The sequence below is a fragment of the Franconibacter pulveris genome, assembly GCF_056780215.1.
On sequence record NZ_CM165555.1, the window covers coordinates 482,229 to 500,655 of the forward strand.

Sequence of the window (18,427 nt, forward strand, 5' to 3'; positions counted from 1 at the left end):
ACTTTGAGAGGATAAGGTAATGCAAGTTATTCTGCTTGATAAAGTAGCAAACCTGGGCAGCCTGGGCGACCAGGTAAACGTTAAAGCGGGCTACGCTCGTAACTTCCTGGTTCCGCAGGGCAAAGCTGTGCCGGCTACCAAGAAAAACGTTGAGTTCTTCGAAGCACGTCGTGCTGAACTGGAAGCTAAACTGGCTGACGTTCTGGCGGCTGCTGAAGCTCGCGCTGAGAAAATCAACGCGCTGGGCTCTGTTACCATCGCGTCCAAATCTGGCGACGAAGGTAAACTGTTCGGTTCCATCGGTACCCGCGACATCGCTGACGCTGTAACTGCAGCAGGCGTTGAAGTGGCTAAGAGCGAAGTTCGTCTGCCGAACGGCGTTCTGCGTACCACTGGCGAGCACGAAGTGGACTTCCAGGTTCACAGCGAAGTATTCGCTAAACTGACTGTAAACGTAGTCGCTGAATAAGTTATTATTCATCATTACGTAGAAACGCCGGCCTTGCGCCGGCGTTTTGCTTTTAAAGCTAGCTTGCTCTCGCTTTTGTTCTGGTATGGTAGCTATTCTCCCTCCGTTCCTTGATAATAAAATGAAACGCAATTTTATCTTTGGAACGTGCCATGGAAACCACGCTTCAGGCCCCTCTCTTTGCCCGTAAAAATGTCGCTTATGCTGGCGCAACGCTCTGCTGTTTACTGTGGGGAAGTTCTTATCCCGCCATCAAGAGCGGTTATGAACTCTTCCAGATAGCCACCGACGATATCCCGTCGAAGGTGGTCTTCGCAGGCTACCGCTTCCTGTTTGCCGGGCTGCTGCTGTTGCTTTTTGCCCTTGCGCAGCGAAAACCTATCGCCAGACTCAGTTCACAGCAGTACGGACAGCTGGCCCTGCTGGGCCTTACGCAGACCTCGATTCAGTATGTGTTCTTCTATGTAGGGCTTGCCTTTACCACCGGCGTGAAGGGCTCGATCATGAACGCCACCGGCACGTTCTTCAGCGTGCTGCTGGCGCATTTTATCTACCAGAACGACAGGCTGAGCTATAACAAAACGCTGGGCTGCATTCTTGGGTTTGCAGGCGTGATGCTGGTGAACTTTACCGATTCGCTGGCGGATTTTCACTTTGTCTGGACGGGCGACGGCTTCGTGGTGCTGGCGGCGTTTATTCTCTCAGCAGCCACGCTTTACGGGAAACGCATTTCCCAGACTGTCGACCCCACGGTGATGACCGGCTGGCAGCTCGCCTTTGGCGGCGGCGTGCTGGTGGCGGGCGGCTATCTGACGGGCGGCACGCTGGAGCTGCATAGCGCAAAGGCGGCGGTGGTACTGGCTTACCTGACGCTGCTCTCCTCTGTCGCTTTCGCATTATGGAGTGTGCTGCTCAAGCACAACCGGGTGAGCATGATAGCGCCGTTTAACTTTGTGGTGCCGATTGCAGGCACGGTGCTCTCCGCCATTTTCCTTGGGGAAAACATTTTCGAGATCAAATATGCCCTCGCGCTGGTGCTGGTCTGCTCGGGGATCTGGTGGGTAAATAAAAGAAGCGCTTGAGGAGAGCGCCGGGCAGGGCGGACTTGCCCGGCTTTCAGAGGCTTAACGGACGCGAATAAAGCTGCCGTCCGGCTGGCGGGTAAACAGCACCTGCTGGTTCTCAGAAACATCAATGGTCAGGGCTGTCACCACGCCGCTGGCGTTCTGGCGAACCTGCACCATCTGGCCGGTCTGGAGGTTGCTCAACGGCTTGCCTTCACCCTCCACTTTCGCCATCGCGTAAATATCCGTCGCGGGAAGATTATGGTCGCGGAACAGCTGCGCCAGCGTTTTGCCCGACTCTACGCGGTAGCTGCGCCACTGCTGATTGATATCATTATTCTTCGGCTGGAAAGGCTGCGACGCCTGATTTTCAGCAGGCGCAGGCTCCTCTACCGGCTGCGGCTCAACGGGCTGCGTCGCTTGCGGGGCGCTGGCGGGCGGATTGACCAGCTCCGCCTGCATCGGCTCCTGTGAGGAGGAGCGGATATCGAGCTGGGCGTCGCGCGTGACCGGCCTTGTGGGCTCTTGCGGCGAAGGCCAGAGAAAGCAGATGATAATAACCACGGCGGCAAGAATAATGCCGCGGCGATGTAAGGGCGGCAGCGGATCCATAATCCGCAGCCGGTCCGGGGCGTGCCAAATCCGCGCCAGGGTGGGTTTAAAGGCGAATTGTCCAGGCATGCGTTCCTCCCGTTTGTGTCATCGCGCTGTCGCCTGCGCAAGTGTATCCAGTATAGTTGTCTAACTGCTTGATGCCTGTGGCAATGTCATCTTTCGTGACGTCAGCGCCTTATTGTATACGTCTGCATGCTATTGTTTCCGTTTCTCCGTAATTTGTCATCTTTCCCACGGAAAGTTTTACCCTGAGTGGCAGGGCTGCTATGCTGCGCGGAATTTTTTCACTTCATGAAAGGAAAACCCATGACGACCCCTTCTTTTGACACCATCGAGTCGCAAGCAAGTTACGGTATTGGTCTGCAGGTTGGTCAGCAGCTGCGTGAGTCCGGCCTGGAAGGGCTGATGCCGGAAGCGCTGCTGGCGGGTCTGCGTGACGCGCTGGAAGGGAATCAGCCTGTCGTGCCGGTAGACGTGGTGCATCGCGCGCTGCGTGAAATTCATGAACGCGCCGATGCGGTGCGTCGCGAGCGCCAGAAAGCGCTGGCGGTGGAAGGCGAAAAGTATCTGGAAGAGAACCGCCAGCGTGAAGGCGTGAACAGCACCGAAACCGGCCTGCAGTTCCGCGTCATTACCCAGGGCGAAGGTCCGATCCCTTCCCGTAAAGATCACGTACGCGTGCACTATACCGGCAAACTTATCGACGGCACCGTATTCGACAGCTCCGTTGCGCGCGGCGAACCGGCAGAGTTTCCGGTAAGCGGCGTTATCGCCGGCTGGATTGAAGCGCTGACCCTGATGCCGGTCGGTTCAAAGTGGGAACTGGCTATCCCGTACAACCTCGCTTACGGCGAGCGCGGCGCGGGCGCTTCCATCCCACCGTTCAGCACGCTGATATTCGAAGTGGAATTGCTGGAAATCCTGTAAAGGAACCCACAACCCCCGCTTCGGCGGGGGTTTTGTTTATAAGGCGGTAGAGAAACGCGCAATTATGCTGGCTACGTTCACGCCCGTAGTGTTTTTGTGATGCGTTTCGCGGCCTGAAAGTGATTTGACACTCATTTTAAACATATATTTAACATTGCATTTAAAACTCAGTATTCAACCTTCCGGTTCTTACCTAATATCGAGGATGTTTTGCGAAAGACATCGTCTCTTCAACGCGTATATAGAGGCCAGCAGAGCCTGAACAACACAACAGGAAACAAACATGGTAGATCAGGTTAAAGTCGCCGATACCACGGCCGCTCCGGAGGAGCAGTCGCTACGGCGCAATCTCACTAACCGCCATATTCAACTTATTGCCATCGGTGGCGCTATCGGCACCGGGTTGTTTATGGGTTCCGGCAAAACCATCAGCCTCGCGGGGCCGTCGATTATTTTCGTCTATATGATAATCGGTTTTATGCTCTTTTTTGTGATGCGCGCGATGGGCGAGTTGCTGCTCTCCAATCTTGAATACAAGTCCTTCAGCGATTTTGCCGCCGACCTGCTGGGTCCGTGGGCGGGCTATTTTACCGGCTGGACTTACTGGTTCTGCTGGGTCGTGACCGGCATGGCGGACGTGGTGGCGATAACCGCCTACGCCCAGTTCTGGTTCCCCGGTCTTTCAGACTGGGTCGCTTCGCTTGCCGTCGTGGTGGTGCTGCTGAGCCTGAACCTCGCCACCGTTAAAATGTTTGGCGAGATGGAGTTCTGGTTCGCGATGATCAAAATCGTCGCCATCGTCTCGCTGATTGTGGTGGGGCTGGTGATGGTGCTGATGCACTTCAAATCGCCGACCGGCGTTGAAGCGTCGTTCGCGCATCTGTGGAACGAAGGCGGCTGGTTCCCGAAAGGGCTGAGCGGCTTCTTTGCCGGCTTCCAGATTGCGGTCTTCGCGTTTGTGGGGATTGAGCTGGTTGGCACCACGGCTGCGGAAACCAAAGATCCGGAAAAATCGCTGCCGCGCGCCATCAACTCCATTCCGATTCGCATCATCATGTTCTACGTGTTTGCGCTGATTATTATCATGTCCGTCACGCCGTGGAGCTCGGTAGTGCCGACGAAGAGCCCGTTTGTTGAGCTGTTCGTGCTGGTGGGTCTGCCTGCGGCGGCGAGCCTGATTAACTTCGTGGTGCTCACCTCTGCGGCCTCTTCCGCCAACAGCGGCGTCTTCTCCACCAGCCGTATGCTTTACGGGCTGGCGCAGGATGGCGTGGCGCCGAAGGCGTTCGCCAAACTTTCTAAGCGCGCCGTGCCGGCGAAAGGGCTGACGTTCTCCTGTATCTGCCTGCTGGGCGGCGTCGTCATGCTCTATGTGAACCCGAACGTGATAACGGCCTTTACCATGATTACGACGGTATCGGCTATCCTGTTTATGTTTGTCTGGACCATCATCCTTTGCTCGTACCAGGTTTATCGCAAACAGCGTCCGCAACTGCATGAGAAGTCCATTTACAAAATGCCGCTCGGTAAGCTGATGTGCTGGGTCTGTATGGCGTTCTTTGTCTTTGTTATCGCGCTGCTGACGCTGGAAGACGATACCCGCCAGGCGCTGCTGGTCACGCCGTTGTGGTTTGTTGTGCTGGGCGTGTGCTGGCTGTTTATTGGCAAGAAACGGCTGGCGAACTTCCGCAAATAAAAAAGGGCCCACGTATCGGGCCCGAAAGGTCAAACGAAGAGGCGCTCAATGGGCGCCTTTTTTATTTTTCACCTGCGAGGGCACGCGGGAAAAGAATCGTGTTCTCAAGGCTGATGTGGTTCATCAGATCGTCAATCAGCGCATTAATGCCGTTATACATGGCGCGCCAGGTGGTGCAGGCTTCCGGCGGCGGCGTCACGTTATTGGTGGCGTGCTTAATCACTTCCAGCAGTTCGCCCGCTTCATCATGCTCGCTCTCCATAACGCTTATCGGTCCTGCCGCCTGGCGGCCCTGGCCCTGTTTGATCATCGGGAACAGAATTCGCTCTTCTTTCATCATGTGGCTGGTCAGCTCTTCATGCAGCATGGTCAGGTATTTGGCGAGGCCTTTCGGCACGCCAGGCTTATCCGCATGAACGCGCTCTACTTTGGCGGCCTGCAAAATGAGCTCCGGCAGTTGCTCACGGTGCCTGTCATGGTAACGCACAAGGATGTGGTCGATTATCTCCGCCAGCGGCGCGCTGTGCCACGCTTTCTCCAGCGGCTCTTCTGAAAGCGTCGCCAGTTCAGCTTCGATAGTTTCCAGATCCAGATTCTGCCGGGTCGCGGCGCGCAGCAGGGTTTGCTTGCCGCCGCAGCAAAAGTCGAGTTCGTATTTACGGAATAAAGCAGAGGCGCGGGGAATGGTAAGCGCTAACTCGCCAAGGGGCCGATCGCGAAAAGCCATAGGGATTACCTCATCATCAGAAATATAACATGCATATTAAATACATGTTTTAAGCGAAGCTATAACCCCTTAGAGGCAGGGGATTAAAATGAGAGGTGCGTCACAATTTTTTTTCACATTTAACTTGCTGATTGCTATCAGGAAAGGCGCGTTTGCGGGCGTGATACGTTGGGGAGTTATTAAACAAGCTGCTTCGCCTGCCGATAGATACACGTCTGATAACACCTGCAATAAGGCAATTCATGTTTAAACGTATAAAAGTTATAACTCTCTTAATCACCGTTCTGGGCGTTCTGGGCGCGCTGCAGCTCATTTCAGCGGGCGTGTTTATCAGTGCGCTGAATAACGACAAAAACAACTTCTCCGTCTCTCAGATTTCCAGCCAGAACGTGGCGGAGTTTACCGACGCCTGGATAAGCCTCAACCAGGCGCGCGTTACCCTTAACCGCGGCATGCTGCGCCTGCAAAGCAGCATGGCGAACCAGATTAACGGCGCGCAGCTCAATGATCTGGTGAAAAATGCGAACAACCTGCTGGCGGAAGCGCAAAGCCATTATGATAAATACTATGCGCTGCCGGAAACGCCGGGGATGGATGAGCATATCGTCGATAGTCTGGAAGAGCACTATGGCATTTACCATGCCACCCTTACGCGCATGAACACTTTCCTGGCGCAGGGCAATCTTGAGGAGATGTTCAAGCAAAACGCTGAGCAGAAGCAGGTCGCCATGCAGAAGGTTTACCGCGAATGGCGCGCAGCGCAGGCGAAGCTTACCAGCGCGGGCGTTACAGACAACGAAAACGACTACAAGCGTATCCTGTGGGTGCTTAGCGCCATCATGGCGGTTGTCGTCGCCGTTATCATCGCAAGCTGGATGGCGATGCGCCGGGTGCTGTTAATGCCGCTGCATGACGTGATGAGCCACATCCGTACCATTGCCGCAGGCGACCTGACGCAGGCTATCGACGCGGAAGGCAAAAACGAGATGGCGTTGCTGGCCCGCAACCTGCATGAAATGCAGCAGGCGCTGGTCAACACCGTCAGCGCCGTACGCGACAGCACCGATACTATCTTTACCGGCGCGGGCGAAATCTCCGCGGGCAGCAACGACCTCTCTTCCCGCACCGAACAGCAGGCCGCGTCGCTGGAAGAGACGGCCGCCAGCATGGAACAGCTGACGGCAACGGTTAAGCAGAATGCGGATAACGCCCGCCAGGCGACCCAACTGGCGCGCAGCGCCTCGGAAACCGCGCAGAAAGGCGGCAACGTCGTCAGCAGCGTGGTGAAGACGATGGATGAGATTGCGGCAAGCTCCAGCCAGATTGCGCAGATAACCAACGTTATCGACGGCATCGCCTTCCAGACCAATATCCTCGCGCTGAACGCGGCGGTGGAAGCGGCGCGCGCGGGCGAGCAGGGTCGCGGCTTCGCCGTCGTGGCGGGCGAAGTACGCACGCTGGCGCAACGCAGCGCTCAGGCGGCGAAAGAGATCAAAGCGCTGATCGAAAACTCCGGTAACCGCGTTGATGCGGGCAGCACGCTGGTGCGCGAAGCGGGCGACACCATGAAAGAGATCGTGGGCGCGGTGACGCGCGTAACGGACATCATGGGTGAAATCGCCTCTGCCTCGGACGAGCAGAGCCGCGGTATCGACCAGGTCGGCCAGGCGGTCGCGGAAATGGACAAAGTGACTCAGCAGAACGCCTCGCTGGTGGAAGAGTCCGCCGCCGCAGCGGCCGCGCTTGAAGAGCAGGCGGCGCGTCTTAACGACGCGGTCGCCGTGTTCAAGCTGCGCCGTCAGGCCGCGGCTGGCGCGACGAAAACCGCGCTTAAAACGCCGGTTGCGGCGCCCGCGCTGAAAACCCAGCCTGCCGGCCCGGCGGACAATAACTGGGAAACCTTCTGATAAGAACGCGCCGCTTTATGCGGCGCGTTTATTTTCATCCACCGACGCAGGTTCTACCGTCGGCTTTTCCGGCCTTGCGCGCACCGCTATCACCACGCCCGCCACCAGCAGCGCGATACCCGCAAGCGTTATTAGCGGCGGCATAGCCTGGCGCAGCAGGAAGGTATATAAAAGCCCGGCCAGCGTTTCAAAGACAATCAGCGGCCCGAGAACAACCGTCGGCAGGCGCTGGCTCGCCTGGTTCCAGCAGAGGGCGCCAATCCACGAGCAGCACACCGCAATCGTCACCATCAGCGCGATAAAAACGCCAGGCCGCGGTCCGAAAGGCAGCGCGAAGTCGCCCTGGCTCCCACCCAGCCAGAAGCAGACGCCCACATAGCCAGCCAGCGAGACGGGCAGCGTCACCAGCGCCTGGGCTGTCGCCCACATCATCGGGTGCTTGTTCGGGTTCTCGCGCAGCCAGCGCGCATTGTGCAGCGCATACCATGCCCAGCAGGCCACCGAAACCAGCGCCAGCGCAATGCCGCTACTGTAACGCCAGAGGCTGAAGTCGGGCAGGCCGCGATCGAGCTCCGCAATATTGACGAAAACCAGCCCAAAAGCGGTGCAAAGCAGCGCAGGTGCCATGCGCCGCCACGGCAGCTTGCCGTCGCGTTGGCTATAAAGCAGATTAGCGAAGACCGGGATAACCACCGGCAAAGTGCCGATTATCATGGTGGAGACGGGCGCGCCGGTGCGCTGGATAGCGCTCGCAAGGCAGACGTAATAGATAAGGTTGCCCATCATGGTAAGCGCCAGCGCGGTGAGCCAGTCCCGGCGGGAAAGCTGTTTTAGCCGCGCGCGGCCAAGCCAGGCGATGGGCAGCGCAATCAGGCCCAGCGCCAGATAACGCCCCATCGACTGCAACGCCGCCGGGTATTCCGGCACGATCAGCGGCCCAACAAAAATCAATCCCCAGAACAGCCCCGCCACGAGGGCATACACCACGCCTGTTAACATTTACTGCCTCTCTTTTCTCATCCGCCCTGTAGCTTAGAAGGGGAGACGGGCAGGCGTATTGTATGAAATTGCGCAGTTCAGCTCAGGTCGTGCAGCGCTCTGGAGAGCGGTTCGGTGAGCTGGAGCTCGCTGAAAGCGACTTTTAACCCGGCCCGGCCAGGGGAGCAGCACATCGCGCCGATAAAATAGCGCTCCGCTTCGGGAAAGGGGCACAGGCGCAGCAGCGGCCAGACGTCGCCGTCGGTGGAATACTGCAAGCGCAGCGCGCCTTTCAGGCGCGTCAGACGCAACCAGAAGTGGTTTTGCCGCGCCGGGAAAATACCGGTCGCCCAGTCGGAGTTCAGGTTCGTCAGCACGCTGCCTATCATCGGCGCGTCGTCGTTATACTCAATGCCCGCTTTGAGCCAGCGATGCTCGTCAATGAGCAGCATCAGCCCCGCCTGATCGTAAAGGGTGGTGAAGTCGCCTTCGACACGCAGTTGAAAAGTGAAATCGCCGCTCGCTTCCACCCCATAAACATGGCCGGAGTAGCGCTGAAAGCCATACCAGGTGTTTTGCCAGAAATCGGTTTCATTATCCGTGGTCGCATGCAGGACGTCATCGCGCAACGTCCACTGCTGCGGCGCGTTGAGCCAGCGCCAGCTTTCTGTCTGTTTCATAACGCCTCCCGCCTGAAGATGTGCCTGAAGTATAGCGGCGCAGAGGGCGTTAGCGCGCCACCTGTTTCTGGTAGCGTACCGGGGTGATGCCGTAGCGGCGAGTAAAGGCGCGGGTAAGGTGCGACTGGTCGACTAATCCCGCGGTCGCCGCGACCTCCGCCGCAGGCATGCCGAGCGCGAGGAATTGCTTGGCGCGCCACAGGCGAATGGCCATCAGCATCTGATGAGGGGTAACGTGAAAGCGCCGCTTAAACTGGCGCTGGAAATGATACGGGCTAAGGGCCGCCACCTCCGCCAGCGCGTCGAGCGTTAGCGGCTGCATATAGTTGTCGTGCAGATAGTCGCGCACCCGGTCAAAGCGCTGTTGTCCGGGTGTTGCGGCGGGCGGCGAATGACGGGCGTAAGGGCGAAAGGCGTCGATAAGCTCAAGCAGCATGCCCTGCCAGGCGAGCGGGTCGGGCTGCGTCCAGAGCTGATGTATAAGCTGCCCTACGTGGCGCGAACGCTGCGGGTCGTGACGCTCCGCCTCGCTAAACCACCAGTTTTTCTCGCCGGTAAGCTGCTCAAGCAACTGCGGCTCAAGGTAGATCATCCGGTAGCGCCAGCCTTCCTGAGTCGCCGCTTCGCCGGTGTGCAGCTCATCCGGGTTCATGGTGATAAGCGAATTCACCGCCGCCACGTGTTGCGCGCCGCGATAGCGAAAGCGCTCCGCGCCGAGTTCAATCGTGCCGATGCCGAAAGCCTCGTGAGTGTGCGGTTCAAAGGCGTAGCGGGCGATATGGGCGTGATAAAGCTCAACGCCCGGCAACTGCGGCAATTGCCGGAAGCGGGCGCTGTCTTTTTCGTCAGGAAATTGCTCGGGTACGCCTTGCACGGTGGCTCTCCGCTAAGGATGAGGCTTCATTATAGGAACAAGCCTGTGCGACGCCACCGTTATTAACGTTTATTTAACGTATCGCTTATTCGACGCGAGAGAGGTTGGCGTCGTCGCAGCCCGCGTTGCGGCATTCGCGCTCAATGCTTTTCAGCAGTTCGATGCGGGAGGCCATTTTTTCGTTTACGCAGCCCAGCAGCAGGGTTGAGCCTTCCGCGCACGCCTGGTCGCGCGCTTTAAGCCAGGCGATTTGCGCTTTTTTCACCAGCGGTTTTTGCTCAGGGCTGAGTACCGACATCGTGTTTTTATACTGCTGGTTCAGGTCGCGGTCGCTCTGCACCATCTCCAGCGCGGCGCAGTAGGTCAGGTCATAGGCGCTGCGCGGATTGTCGCAACTCATAGACCAGGCTGAAGCGCTGCCAAGCAGCAGAGAAAAGGCGATAAGGCGTGCTTTCACGGAACGTTCCTTTTTAAGCCCACAGGCTTGAATCGTAAATAAGGGCACGCATTGTACAGGGCAGGCTGACAAAGCGCAGCCTGCCAGAATTAGCAATTAATCAGTTAGCCTGAAGCAGGGCGCGCAGGCTCTCTGCAAGCGGCGTGGTCGGGCGGCCGATAAGCGTGCTGAGCTGGCGGCTGTCGTCAAAAAGCCCGCCTTTCGATGCCCCCACGTCCGAGTTGGCAAGCAGGGCGGCGAACGGCTCCGGCAGGCCAGCGCCCTGCAACGCCGCTTTAAAATCGGCTTCGCTGAGGTTCTGGTAAACCACCGATTTGCCGCTCAGTTCGCTTAGCTGCGCGGTCAGGTCGGAGAGCGTCCAGGCTTCGTCGCCCGCCAGTTCATAAACGTTGCCCGCCTGATTATCCAGGGTCATTACGCGGGCGGCGGCTTCAGCGTAGTCCGCACGCGTTGCGCTCGCTATCTTGCCTTCTCCGGCGCTGCCGATAAACGCGCCATGTGCCAGCGCAGGCGGCACGCTCGCCAGATAATTTTCGCTATACCAGCCGTTACGCAGCAGCGCGAAGGGGATGCCCGATTCCGCCAGCATCTTTTCCGTGGCGACATGTTCTTCCGCCAGCCCCAGCGGCGAGCGGTCGGCGTGCAGCAGGCTGGTATAGGCGATGAAAGTTACCCCGGCCGCTTTCGCCGCCTCAATCACGTTGCGGTGCTGCGGCGCGCGCTGTCCCACTTCGCTTGAGGAGATAAGCAGCAGCTTTTCCACGCCGGTTAGCGCAGCCTGAAGGGCGGCGGCATCGCCGTACTCGGCGCGCCTGACCTGCACCCCTTTTTGAGCCAGGTCGGCGATTTTCGCCGGGTCGCGTACGATAGCGACGAGCTGCTCTGCCGCCACGGTTTTCAGTAAATCGGCTATAACAAGGCGGCCAAGGTGGCCGGAAGCGCCGGTGATAGCAATCATAGTTTTACTCCTTCATGTTGGGTGACTGTTGTGGCACACTACCACCCAAGCTAACTTTTAGTAAGTACGCACAAAAAGGTAAGTATGGAAAAAGTCATTACCCCCATCAGCCTGAGCGACCAGATGCGCAGCGGGAATCTCTTCGCCGAGCAGTGCCCTTCGCGCGATGTGCTCAAACATGTCACCAGCCGCTGGGGCGTGCTGATCCTGGTGGCGCTGCGCGAAGGCACTCATCGTTTTAGCGACCTGCGGCGCAAAGTGGGCGGCGTAAGCGAAAAGATGCTGGCGCAGACGCTGCAGTGGCTGGAACATGACGGCTTCATCAATCGCAAATCGTTTCCGGTCGTTCCGCCGCATGTGGAGTACAGCCTGACGCCGCTTGGGCTGGAGGTCAGTGAGAAGGTGGCGGCGCTGGCCGACTGGATAGAGCTCAACCTGCCGCAGGTGATGGCGTCCCGCCCGCCGGAGCAGGACGCCAGCGCAGATTAGCGCGCGTTTAAGTCAAGCTGATAGATGGCGAAACCCGTCTCGTCGCTGCCAGTCTGCTGCATCGGATACTGCGCATTGGCTTTGATAAAGGCGGCCGCTTTTTCCGAAGGCGAGGTTTCGAAGCGGATATCCAGCTTGTTGTCGCTGTGAATGGGCGCGAGCCGCCAGTTGTTATCCGCCGCCGGATGAATCTCTCCGGCGCGTTTGGTTTCCGCGCTTATCCATGCCGCCAGCACCGCGCGGTTTTCATCCGGCGAAGCGAAGGCAATATGGCTGTCGCCGGTTCCCGCAAACTTGCCGCCATAAGCGCGGTAGTTGTTGGTGGCGACAAGAAAAGTCATTTTCGGGTCGATGGGTTTGCCGTTAAAGGTAAGGTTTTTAATGCGCTCGGCGTCTTTGTTCACCGGCTGGCACTCGCCGTCATATTTCGCCGGCTGCGTCACGTCAATCTGGTACTCCACGCCGTCAATGACGTCGAAGTTGTAGGTGCGAAAGCCGTCCCAGTTAATCAACGATTGCGGCTTCGCGCTGTGTACATCAATCTGATTAAACTGCCCGGCGGAGCACTCCAGCCACTCTTTCACTTCGGCGCCCGTCGCTTTCACGACCACCAGCGTGTTGGGGTAGAGATAGAGATCGGCGGCGTTGCGAAAGGTAAGCTGCCCTTTTTCCACCTCAACAAAACTTGCCGGGTCGTTCTTGCGACCGCCCGCTTTAAACGGCGCGGCGGCGGAGAGCACCGGCAGGTCTGCTAAATTCGGGTCGCCCTGAATGAAATGCTTCACGTAGGCGAGTTGGGCGTTGTTAACGACCTGAACCGTCGGGTCGTCCTGCACCAGTGAGAGGTAGCTGTACATGTTGTCAGCGGATTTCCCGACAGGCTGGCTGACAAACTCGCGGGTGGCGTCGTGGTCCGCTTTCAGCACCTTCACCATATTCGCCTCTTCCGCCGCCAGCGATTTCTTCGCCGCCGCGTCGTAAATCGGCCGCGCCTCGGCTTTGCTCTGCGTAACCCGCCATTTTCCGCCGTCGTTGTTGAGCGTTAAATCCACCACGCCGAGATGGTCGCCCCACATGCCCGGCATTACCGCCGGCACGCCGTTGAGCGTGCCTTTCGTAATATCCGCCCCCTTAATCGCGGCGAAATCTTTGCCGGGGAAAACGGCGTGGGCGTGGCCGAACAGAATGGCGTCTACGCCCGGCACCTGGCTTAAGTAGTAAACCGAGTTTTCCGCCATCGCTTTATACGGTTCGGCGGCGAGGCCGGAGTGGGCGACCACCACGACCAGATCCGCGCCTTTTGCCCGCATTTCCGGCACATACCGGCGGGCGGTTTCGGTAATGTCGTTAACCGTGATTTTGCCGCTCAGGTTCGCTTTATCCCAGGTCATGATTTGCGGCGGCACAAAGCCGATGTAGCCAATCTTCAGCGTCCGGGTTTTACCTTCTTTATCTTTTACTTCGGTGTTCTGGATGAGGTAGGGCGTGAAGAGCGGCTTATTGGTTTTCGCATCGATAATATTGGCGTTAACGTAGGGGAATTTCGCGCCAGCCAGCGCTTTATTCAAGTAATCAAGCCCGTAGTTGAATTCGTGGTTGCCAAGGTTGCCCACGGCGTAGTTCAGCGTATTCAGCGCTTTGTAAACCGGATGCACTTCGCCTTTTTTCAGCCCCTTCGCCGCCATGTAATCGCCAAGCGGGCTGCCCTGGATGAGGTCGCCATTATCCACCAGCACGCTGTTCGTCGCTTCGCTGCGCGCGGCGCTGATAAGGCTCGCGGTGCGCACCAGCCCGAACTTTTCAGTCGGCGCGTCTTTGTAGTAGTCAAAGTCCATCATGTTGCTGTGCAGGTCGGTGGTTTCCAGGATGCGTAACTCCACCGTAGCGGCGTGGGCGCTGGCGGCAACCAGCGTGGCGAGCAGCGTTGCACTAAACTTAATCATCATGCAGGTCCTTTTTTAAGAGCAGAGCCACAAAAGTGTATGTATCTATCTTCTGTTGCTTACAAAAGTGTGAATCCTGCCAGAAAAAAATGTCCGGAACCTGGGATCGCTTCACAGATAGCGCAAGCTGCGCCGGGTGATATAAAAATCATATCGATAAAACAATGTGTTAATCTGCGATGATGTACTGTCGCGACACAAAAGAGGTGGACGATGTTAGAGAAGATTTGCCAACTGGCGCGGGAAGCGGGCAGCGCCATCATGGACGTCTACGAAGGGAAAAAGCCGCTTGAGGCCACCAGTAAACTCGATGATTCTCCGGTAACGGCGGCGGATATCGCCGCGCATAAAATTATCGCCGACGGGTTAACGTCGCTGACGCCCGATATCCCGCTGCTTTCCGAAGAGGACCCGCCGGGCTGGGAAGTGCGCCAGCACTGGCAGCGCTACTGGCTGGTAGACCCGCTCGACGGCACCAAAGAGTTCCTTAAGCGCAACGGCGAGTTCACGGTCAATATCGCCCTGATTGAAAACGGCAAGCCGGTGCTGGGCGTGGTCTACGCGCCGGTGCTGAATGTGATGTACAGCGCAGCGGATGGCAAGGCGTGGAAAGAAGAGTGCGGCGTGCGTAACCCCATTCACATTCGCGACGCCCGTCCGCCGCTGGTGGTTATCAGCCGCTCCCATGGCAACAACGAAGAGCTCAAAGAGTATCTGCAGCAGTTGGGCGAGCACCAGACCACATCGATTGGCTCGTCGCTGAAATTCTGCCTTGTGGCGGAAGGGCAGGCGCAACTTTATCCGCGGTTTGGGCCCACCAATATCTGGGATACGGCCGCCGGCCACGCGGTTGCGGTGGCGGCCGGGGCGCACGTGCACGACTGGCAGGGCAAAACGCTGGACTACACGCCGCGCGAATCCTTCCTTAACCCTGCCTTCCGCGTCACTATTTACTGAGTAACTTATGCAGCAGGTCCATCACCTGCTGCACTTCCTGCTGCGTCAGCGCGCCATCTTTCGCGAACTGAATGCGCCCGTCTTTATCGAGCACCGCGACCGCTGAGCTTTCCGGCTCAAGCTGCCAGGCTTTAGCCACGATGCCGTTGCTGTCGACAATAAATTGCGACCACGGGTAGAGTTTTTTGTTGTCCTCCAGACTGCTGCGCACAAACATGGCGGAGCCGGGGATAGCGTCGTCGGTATTGACGATAGTCGTGGTCTGGTAAGTATCGTGCGGTAGATTCGCCGCCTTGATGGCTTCAATCAGCGCCGCGTTCTTTTCCTTGGCGGAAACGCGCCCCGCAATATGTTGCACCACTCGCACTTTTCCAGGGAGCTGCGCGCTATTCCAGGTTTTGTAGCTAAACTTGTCCTTACTGTACATCAGCTCGCCCCGGTCGCTGATGCCGACAGGCGCCACGCGCTGGTTCTTCTCAAAGTTGTGTGCCGAAGCCATTAAGGGCAGCAGCAGGCAGGTAAGCGCCAGTGTTCCGCGCAGGGTCATACTTGACTCCTTATCATTCGTGTTGGCAGGTGATCGGACCACTTGGTCCCGGCCCGTTAAGCATAAACGCTCTCAGTCCGCTTTACCCGCAACAGGGATGCCAGTTTGCGGGCTGAGGCACAGTTCCTGATAAAAAAGTATGGTTGTTCTGCGCTTTTTGACGTTTTGAAAAGATAATTCTGAAAGATTGTAATAAAAGCGTAAATAAGACCGGGTAAAGTGCGCATCAATCGGTTTCTGGTCTATAGTTTTCTGGCAACAAAATTTGCGCCTTATCTTTGTCGGGCCGAATGTGGACCGCAGGGGCGTACGATTTCGCAGGAGAGAACAATGAAAATTTTCCAACGTTACAACCCGCTTCAGGTGGCGAAGTACGTGAAGATCCTGTTTCGTGGACGGTTGTATATCAAGGATGTTGGCGCTTTCGAGTTCGATAAGGGCAAAATCCTGGTCCCGAAAGTGAAGGACAAGCAGCATTTATCGGTAATGTCCGAAGTAAACCGTCAGGTTATGCGTCTCCAGACTGAGATGGCCTAACTAAAAGGTTGTGCATGCAGTAAGACAAACGGCCCCGATGGGGCCGTTGGTGTTTCTGGCATCCGGCGATTTAGCCGCCCGGGTGCGGACAAAAGAAAAGGGCGGCCATGCCGCCCTTAACAGTTAAGCCGCTGATTGCTCATCCGGCAGCTTCGGCGCAAGCGTGGTGGGCTTGCTGTCGATACGCGTGACCAGCAACTGGTCGATGCGGTAGTTATCAATATCCACCACTTCGAACTTATAGCCGGAGAATTTCACCGAATCGGTACGTTTCGGGATTTTTCGCAGCATAAACATCATAAACCCGCCGATGGTTTCGTAGTTGCCGGACTGCGGGAATTCGTCAATATCCAATACGCGCATCACATCATCAATCGGCGTGCCGCCGTCGATAAGCCATGAGTTTTCATCACGCGCGACGATCTGCTCTTCCAGCCCCTGGCCCACCAGGTCGCCCATCAACGTGGTCATGACGTCGTTAAGCGTAATCAGGCCCACCACCAGCGCATATTCGTTCATGATAACGGCGAAGTCTTCGCCAGCAGTTTTGAAACTTTCCAGCGCTTCGGAGAGGGTTAGCGTATCGGGTACGATCAGCGTGTTGCGGATCTGCACGCCGCTGGTAAGCGCCAGGCTCTGGTTCGCCAGCACGCGGTTGAGCAGGTCTTTCGAGTCAACATAACCGATGATGTGGTCGATATCCTGATTACAAACCAGGAATTTCGAGTGCGGATGTTCCGCAACCTTGTTCTTCAGGCTTTGCTCATCTTCATGCAGATCGAACCAGACGATGTTTTCGCGCGAAGTCATTGAGGAGGGCACGGTACGCGACTCCAGTTCAAAGACATTCTCAATCAGCTCATGTTCCTGCTTACGCAGCACGCCCGCCAGCGCGCCCGCTTCCACCACGGCATAGATGTCGTCAGAGGTGATGTCGTCTTTACGCACCATCGGCAATTTGAAGATGCGGAAAATCACGTTCGCCATGCCGTTAAAGAACCAGACCAGCGGGCGGAAGATAAACAGGCAGAAGCGCATCGGGTTGATGATGCGCAAAGCCACGGCTTCGGGCGCAATCATACCGATGCGTTTCGGCGTCAGGTCAGCAAACAGAATGAACAGGCTGGTGACGAGCGTAAAGGAGAGAATAAAGCTGACCTGCTCGGCCGCTTCGGGCGACATAAAGTTGACCAGCATGCTGTAAAAGGCCGGAGAAAACGCCGCATCACCCACGATACCGCCAAGAATAGCGACGGCGTTAAGACCTATCTGCACGACGGTAAAGAAGGTGCCGGGGTTTTCCTGCATTTTCAGGATGCGTTGCGCGTTGATGTTGCCTTCGTCGGCCATCAGCTTAAGTTTGATTTTGCGGGAAGCGGCCAGTGAAATCTCAGAGAGCGAGAAGAACGAACTGACGCCGATCAGACAAAGTATTATCAAAATACTGTTTAACATATCTTATCCAGTCATTGACCGGATCCTCGGAAGGGAAGTGGATTTTTGTTGAGTAAAACACAGGTGAATGCTGTCTCGTAGCACGTGAGTCCAGCAAATTCAACGGCTAGTATAGCGTAAGCCCTGATAAGGCTGCCAGTAGGCGAAAAGCGGGCAGCGGCTTTGATGGGAAGCATTCTCATTTAAAGGCGAGTCGCCGCGCTAACTATAATCGATTCTGAGCGAACGTTATAGAAAAAAGTGCGCATTTTTTATTCAGCGCGTTGGTCTTGTCTCGGATGAGGCAAAGCGCCGCAAGCCCGCGAAAAGGCAGCTTTACGCTGCCTTTTTCTACGCGCGTTACGCCTGGGCTGGCAGGCAAACGCCAATGCCGCCGATACCGCAGTAGCCGTAAGGGTTCTTGTGCAGATATTGCTGGTGATCGTCCTCTGCATAATAGAACGGCGTCGCGTTGGCGATTTCGGTCGTAATGTGGCGTCGGTCGCCCGCCGCTTCCATCGCCGCCTGGAAGCGTTTGAAGCTTTCACGCGCTGCGGCGTTCTGCTCCGGCGTTAACGGATAAATCGCCGAGCGGTACTGGCTGCCGACGTCGTTGCCCTGGCGCATGCCCTGGGCCGGATCGTGGTTTTCCCAGAACACCTGCAGCAGTTTTTCATAGCTGACCACTTTCGGGTCATAGACGACGCGGACCGCTTCCGCATGCCCGGTACGACCGCTGCACACTTCCCGATAAGTCGGATTAGGTGTATAGCCACCGGTATACCCTGCCGCAGTACTATATACGCCGGGTAACTGCCAGAAGAGACGTTCCACGCCCCAGAAACAGCCCATGGCGAACAGCGCAATTTCCATACCGTCTGGTACGTTGGTCATTGAATGGCCGTTAACGGCGTGCAGCGTCGCTACAGGCATGGGGGTATTACGGCCCGGCAACGCCTCGGACTGAGTAACTAGCTGTTTTTTATCGAAAATAGTCATAATGAGGAGCCTCCAGGAATAAGGGGGACGAGCAAAAGCGGCGCGGCGGTTGTCACGGAGCGACTCTTTGCTCACAATAAATCTGGTGAATGCGACTAGATTAAACATAAGAAATATTTGGGGTGTCGTCGCTTTTTCAACTCCACAATCGGAGATTTGTTAAGCCGCG

Annotated in this window: 19 protein-coding genes; 8 read left to right on the plus strand and 11 right to left on the minus strand. The window is 56.9% G+C overall.

Annotation, left to right across the window (positions count from 1 at the left end; genetic code table 11):
• Positions 1 to 19: 19 nt before the first annotated feature.
• On the plus strand, positions 20 to 469 hold the full coding sequence (gene rplI, locus ACU4F7_RS02370) for a 50S ribosomal protein L9 (protein WP_024554930.1): 450 nt from the start codon (positions 20 to 22) through the stop codon (positions 467 to 469).
• Between the two features lie 152 nt (positions 470 to 621).
• Entirely contained in the window at positions 622 to 1,551 is a 930-nt protein-coding gene (locus ACU4F7_RS02375) for a DMT family transporter (protein ID WP_481637954.1), read from the plus strand.
• A 42-nt stretch (positions 1,552 to 1,593) separates the two neighbouring features.
• Here ACU4F7_RS02375 and ACU4F7_RS02380 read toward each other — a convergent pair whose 3' ends face one another.
• On the minus strand, positions 1,594 to 2,214 hold the full coding sequence (locus ACU4F7_RS02380) for an OapA family protein (protein WP_029591404.1): 621 nt from the start codon (positions 2,212 to 2,214) through the stop codon (positions 1,594 to 1,596).
• 240 nt (positions 2,215 to 2,454) lie between these two features.
• On the opposite strand from ACU4F7_RS02380, the gene bamJ reads away from it, so the two are divergent.
• Together bamJ and cycA are read left to right on the plus strand one after the other, a co-directional pair.
• Positions 2,455 to 3,075, plus strand: coding sequence for a BamJ family beta-barrel-assembly machinery protein (gene bamJ, locus ACU4F7_RS02385; protein ID WP_024558122.1), 621 nt, complete (start codon positions 2,455 to 2,457; stop codon positions 3,073 to 3,075).
• A 283-nt stretch (positions 3,076 to 3,358) separates the two neighbouring features.
• Positions 3,359 to 4,771 (plus strand): D-serine/D-alanine/glycine transporter, encoded by a 1,413-nt coding sequence (cycA, locus tag ACU4F7_RS02390; RefSeq protein WP_481637955.1) that lies wholly within the window; start codon positions 3,359 to 3,361, stop codon positions 4,769 to 4,771.
• 61 nt (positions 4,772 to 4,832) lie between these two features.
• Here cycA and ytfE read toward each other — a convergent pair whose 3' ends face one another.
• Positions 4,833 to 5,498 carry an iron-sulfur cluster repair protein YtfE gene (gene ytfE, locus ACU4F7_RS02395; RefSeq protein ID WP_029591401.1) on the minus strand — a complete coding sequence of 222 codons (666 nt, stop codon included), beginning with the start codon at positions 5,496 to 5,498 and terminating at the stop codon, positions 4,833 to 4,835.
• A 242-nt stretch (positions 5,499 to 5,740) separates the two neighbouring features.
• Here ytfE and ACU4F7_RS02400 point away from each other — a divergent pair, with 242 nt between their 5' ends.
• Positions 5,741 to 7,405, plus strand: coding sequence for a methyl-accepting chemotaxis protein (locus ACU4F7_RS02400; protein WP_029591400.1), 1,665 nt, complete (start codon positions 5,741 to 5,743; stop codon positions 7,403 to 7,405).
• 15 nt (positions 7,406 to 7,420) lie between these two features.
• On the opposite strand, the gene ACU4F7_RS02405 is transcribed toward ACU4F7_RS02400, so the two are convergent.
• The 5 genes from ACU4F7_RS02405 to ACU4F7_RS02425 form a co-directional block, all read right to left on the minus strand.
• Complete coding sequence (locus ACU4F7_RS02405; RefSeq protein ID WP_029591399.1) at positions 7,421 to 8,404, minus strand: DMT family transporter; 984 nt, start codon at positions 8,402 to 8,404, stop codon at positions 7,421 to 7,423.
• A gap of 77 nt (positions 8,405 to 8,481) precedes the next feature.
• Positions 8,482 to 9,063 carry a DUF1349 domain-containing protein gene (locus ACU4F7_RS02410; protein WP_481637956.1) on the minus strand — a complete coding sequence of 194 codons (582 nt, stop codon included), beginning with the start codon at positions 9,061 to 9,063 and terminating at the stop codon, positions 8,482 to 8,484.
• A gap of 49 nt (positions 9,064 to 9,112) precedes the next feature.
• Entirely contained in the window at positions 9,113 to 9,937 is an 825-nt protein-coding gene (locus ACU4F7_RS02415) for an AraC family transcriptional regulator (RefSeq protein WP_029591397.1), read from the minus strand.
• An 85-nt stretch (positions 9,938 to 10,022) separates the two neighbouring features.
• A complete protein-coding gene (locus tag ACU4F7_RS02420) occupies positions 10,023 to 10,337 on the minus strand; it encodes a lysozyme inhibitor LprI family protein (protein WP_281732791.1) in 315 nt (104 codons plus the stop codon).
• Positions 10,338 to 10,494: 157 nt separating this feature from the next.
• Positions 10,495 to 11,352, minus strand: a complete 858-nt coding sequence (locus ACU4F7_RS02425; protein WP_481637957.1) for an SDR family oxidoreductase — start codon at positions 11,350 to 11,352, stop codon at positions 10,495 to 10,497.
• 84 nt (positions 11,353 to 11,436) lie between these two features.
• Here ACU4F7_RS02425 and ACU4F7_RS02430 point away from each other — a divergent pair, with 84 nt between their 5' ends.
• Positions 11,437 to 11,841: a winged helix-turn-helix transcriptional regulator gene (locus ACU4F7_RS02430; protein WP_029591395.1), complete on the plus strand. Its 405-nt coding sequence runs from the start codon at positions 11,437 to 11,439 to the stop codon at positions 11,839 to 11,841.
• Here ACU4F7_RS02430 and ACU4F7_RS02435 read toward each other — a convergent pair.
• A complete protein-coding gene (locus ACU4F7_RS02435) occupies positions 11,838 to 13,784 on the minus strand; it encodes a bifunctional 2',3'-cyclic-nucleotide 2'-phosphodiesterase/3'-nucleotidase (protein ID WP_029591394.1) in 1,947 nt (648 codons plus the stop codon). The two genes, ACU4F7_RS02430 and ACU4F7_RS02435, sit on opposite strands and share 4 nt — an antisense overlap.
• A gap of 213 nt (positions 13,785 to 13,997) precedes the next feature.
• Here ACU4F7_RS02435 and cysQ point away from each other — a divergent pair, with 213 nt between their 5' ends.
• Positions 13,998 to 14,741, plus strand: coding sequence for a 3'(2'),5'-bisphosphate nucleotidase CysQ (cysQ, locus tag ACU4F7_RS02440; protein ID WP_029591393.1), 744 nt, complete (start codon positions 13,998 to 14,000; stop codon positions 14,739 to 14,741).
• On the opposite strand, the gene ACU4F7_RS02445 is transcribed toward cysQ, so the two are convergent.
• Positions 14,731 to 15,288: a YtfJ family protein gene (locus tag ACU4F7_RS02445; RefSeq protein WP_481637958.1), complete on the minus strand. Its 558-nt coding sequence runs from the start codon at positions 15,286 to 15,288 to the stop codon at positions 14,731 to 14,733. The genes cysQ and ACU4F7_RS02445 overlap by 11 nt on opposite strands.
• A gap of 330 nt (positions 15,289 to 15,618) precedes the next feature.
• Between ACU4F7_RS02445 and ACU4F7_RS02450 the strand changes: the two genes are divergently transcribed.
• Entirely contained in the window at positions 15,619 to 15,825 is a 207-nt protein-coding gene (locus ACU4F7_RS02450; protein ID WP_008501430.1) for a DUF1107 domain-containing protein, read from the plus strand.
• 123 nt (positions 15,826 to 15,948) lie between these two features.
• On the opposite strand, the gene paeA is transcribed toward ACU4F7_RS02450, so the two are convergent.
• A complete protein-coding gene (gene paeA, locus ACU4F7_RS02455; RefSeq protein WP_029591391.1) occupies positions 15,949 to 17,280 on the minus strand; it encodes a polyamine export protein PaeA in 1,332 nt (443 codons plus the stop codon).
• Positions 17,281 to 17,619: 339 nt separating this feature from the next.
• A complete protein-coding gene (msrA, locus tag ACU4F7_RS02460) occupies positions 17,620 to 18,258 on the minus strand; it encodes a peptide-methionine (S)-S-oxide reductase MsrA (protein WP_481637959.1) in 639 nt (212 codons plus the stop codon).
• Positions 18,259 to 18,427 lie beyond the last annotated feature (169 nt).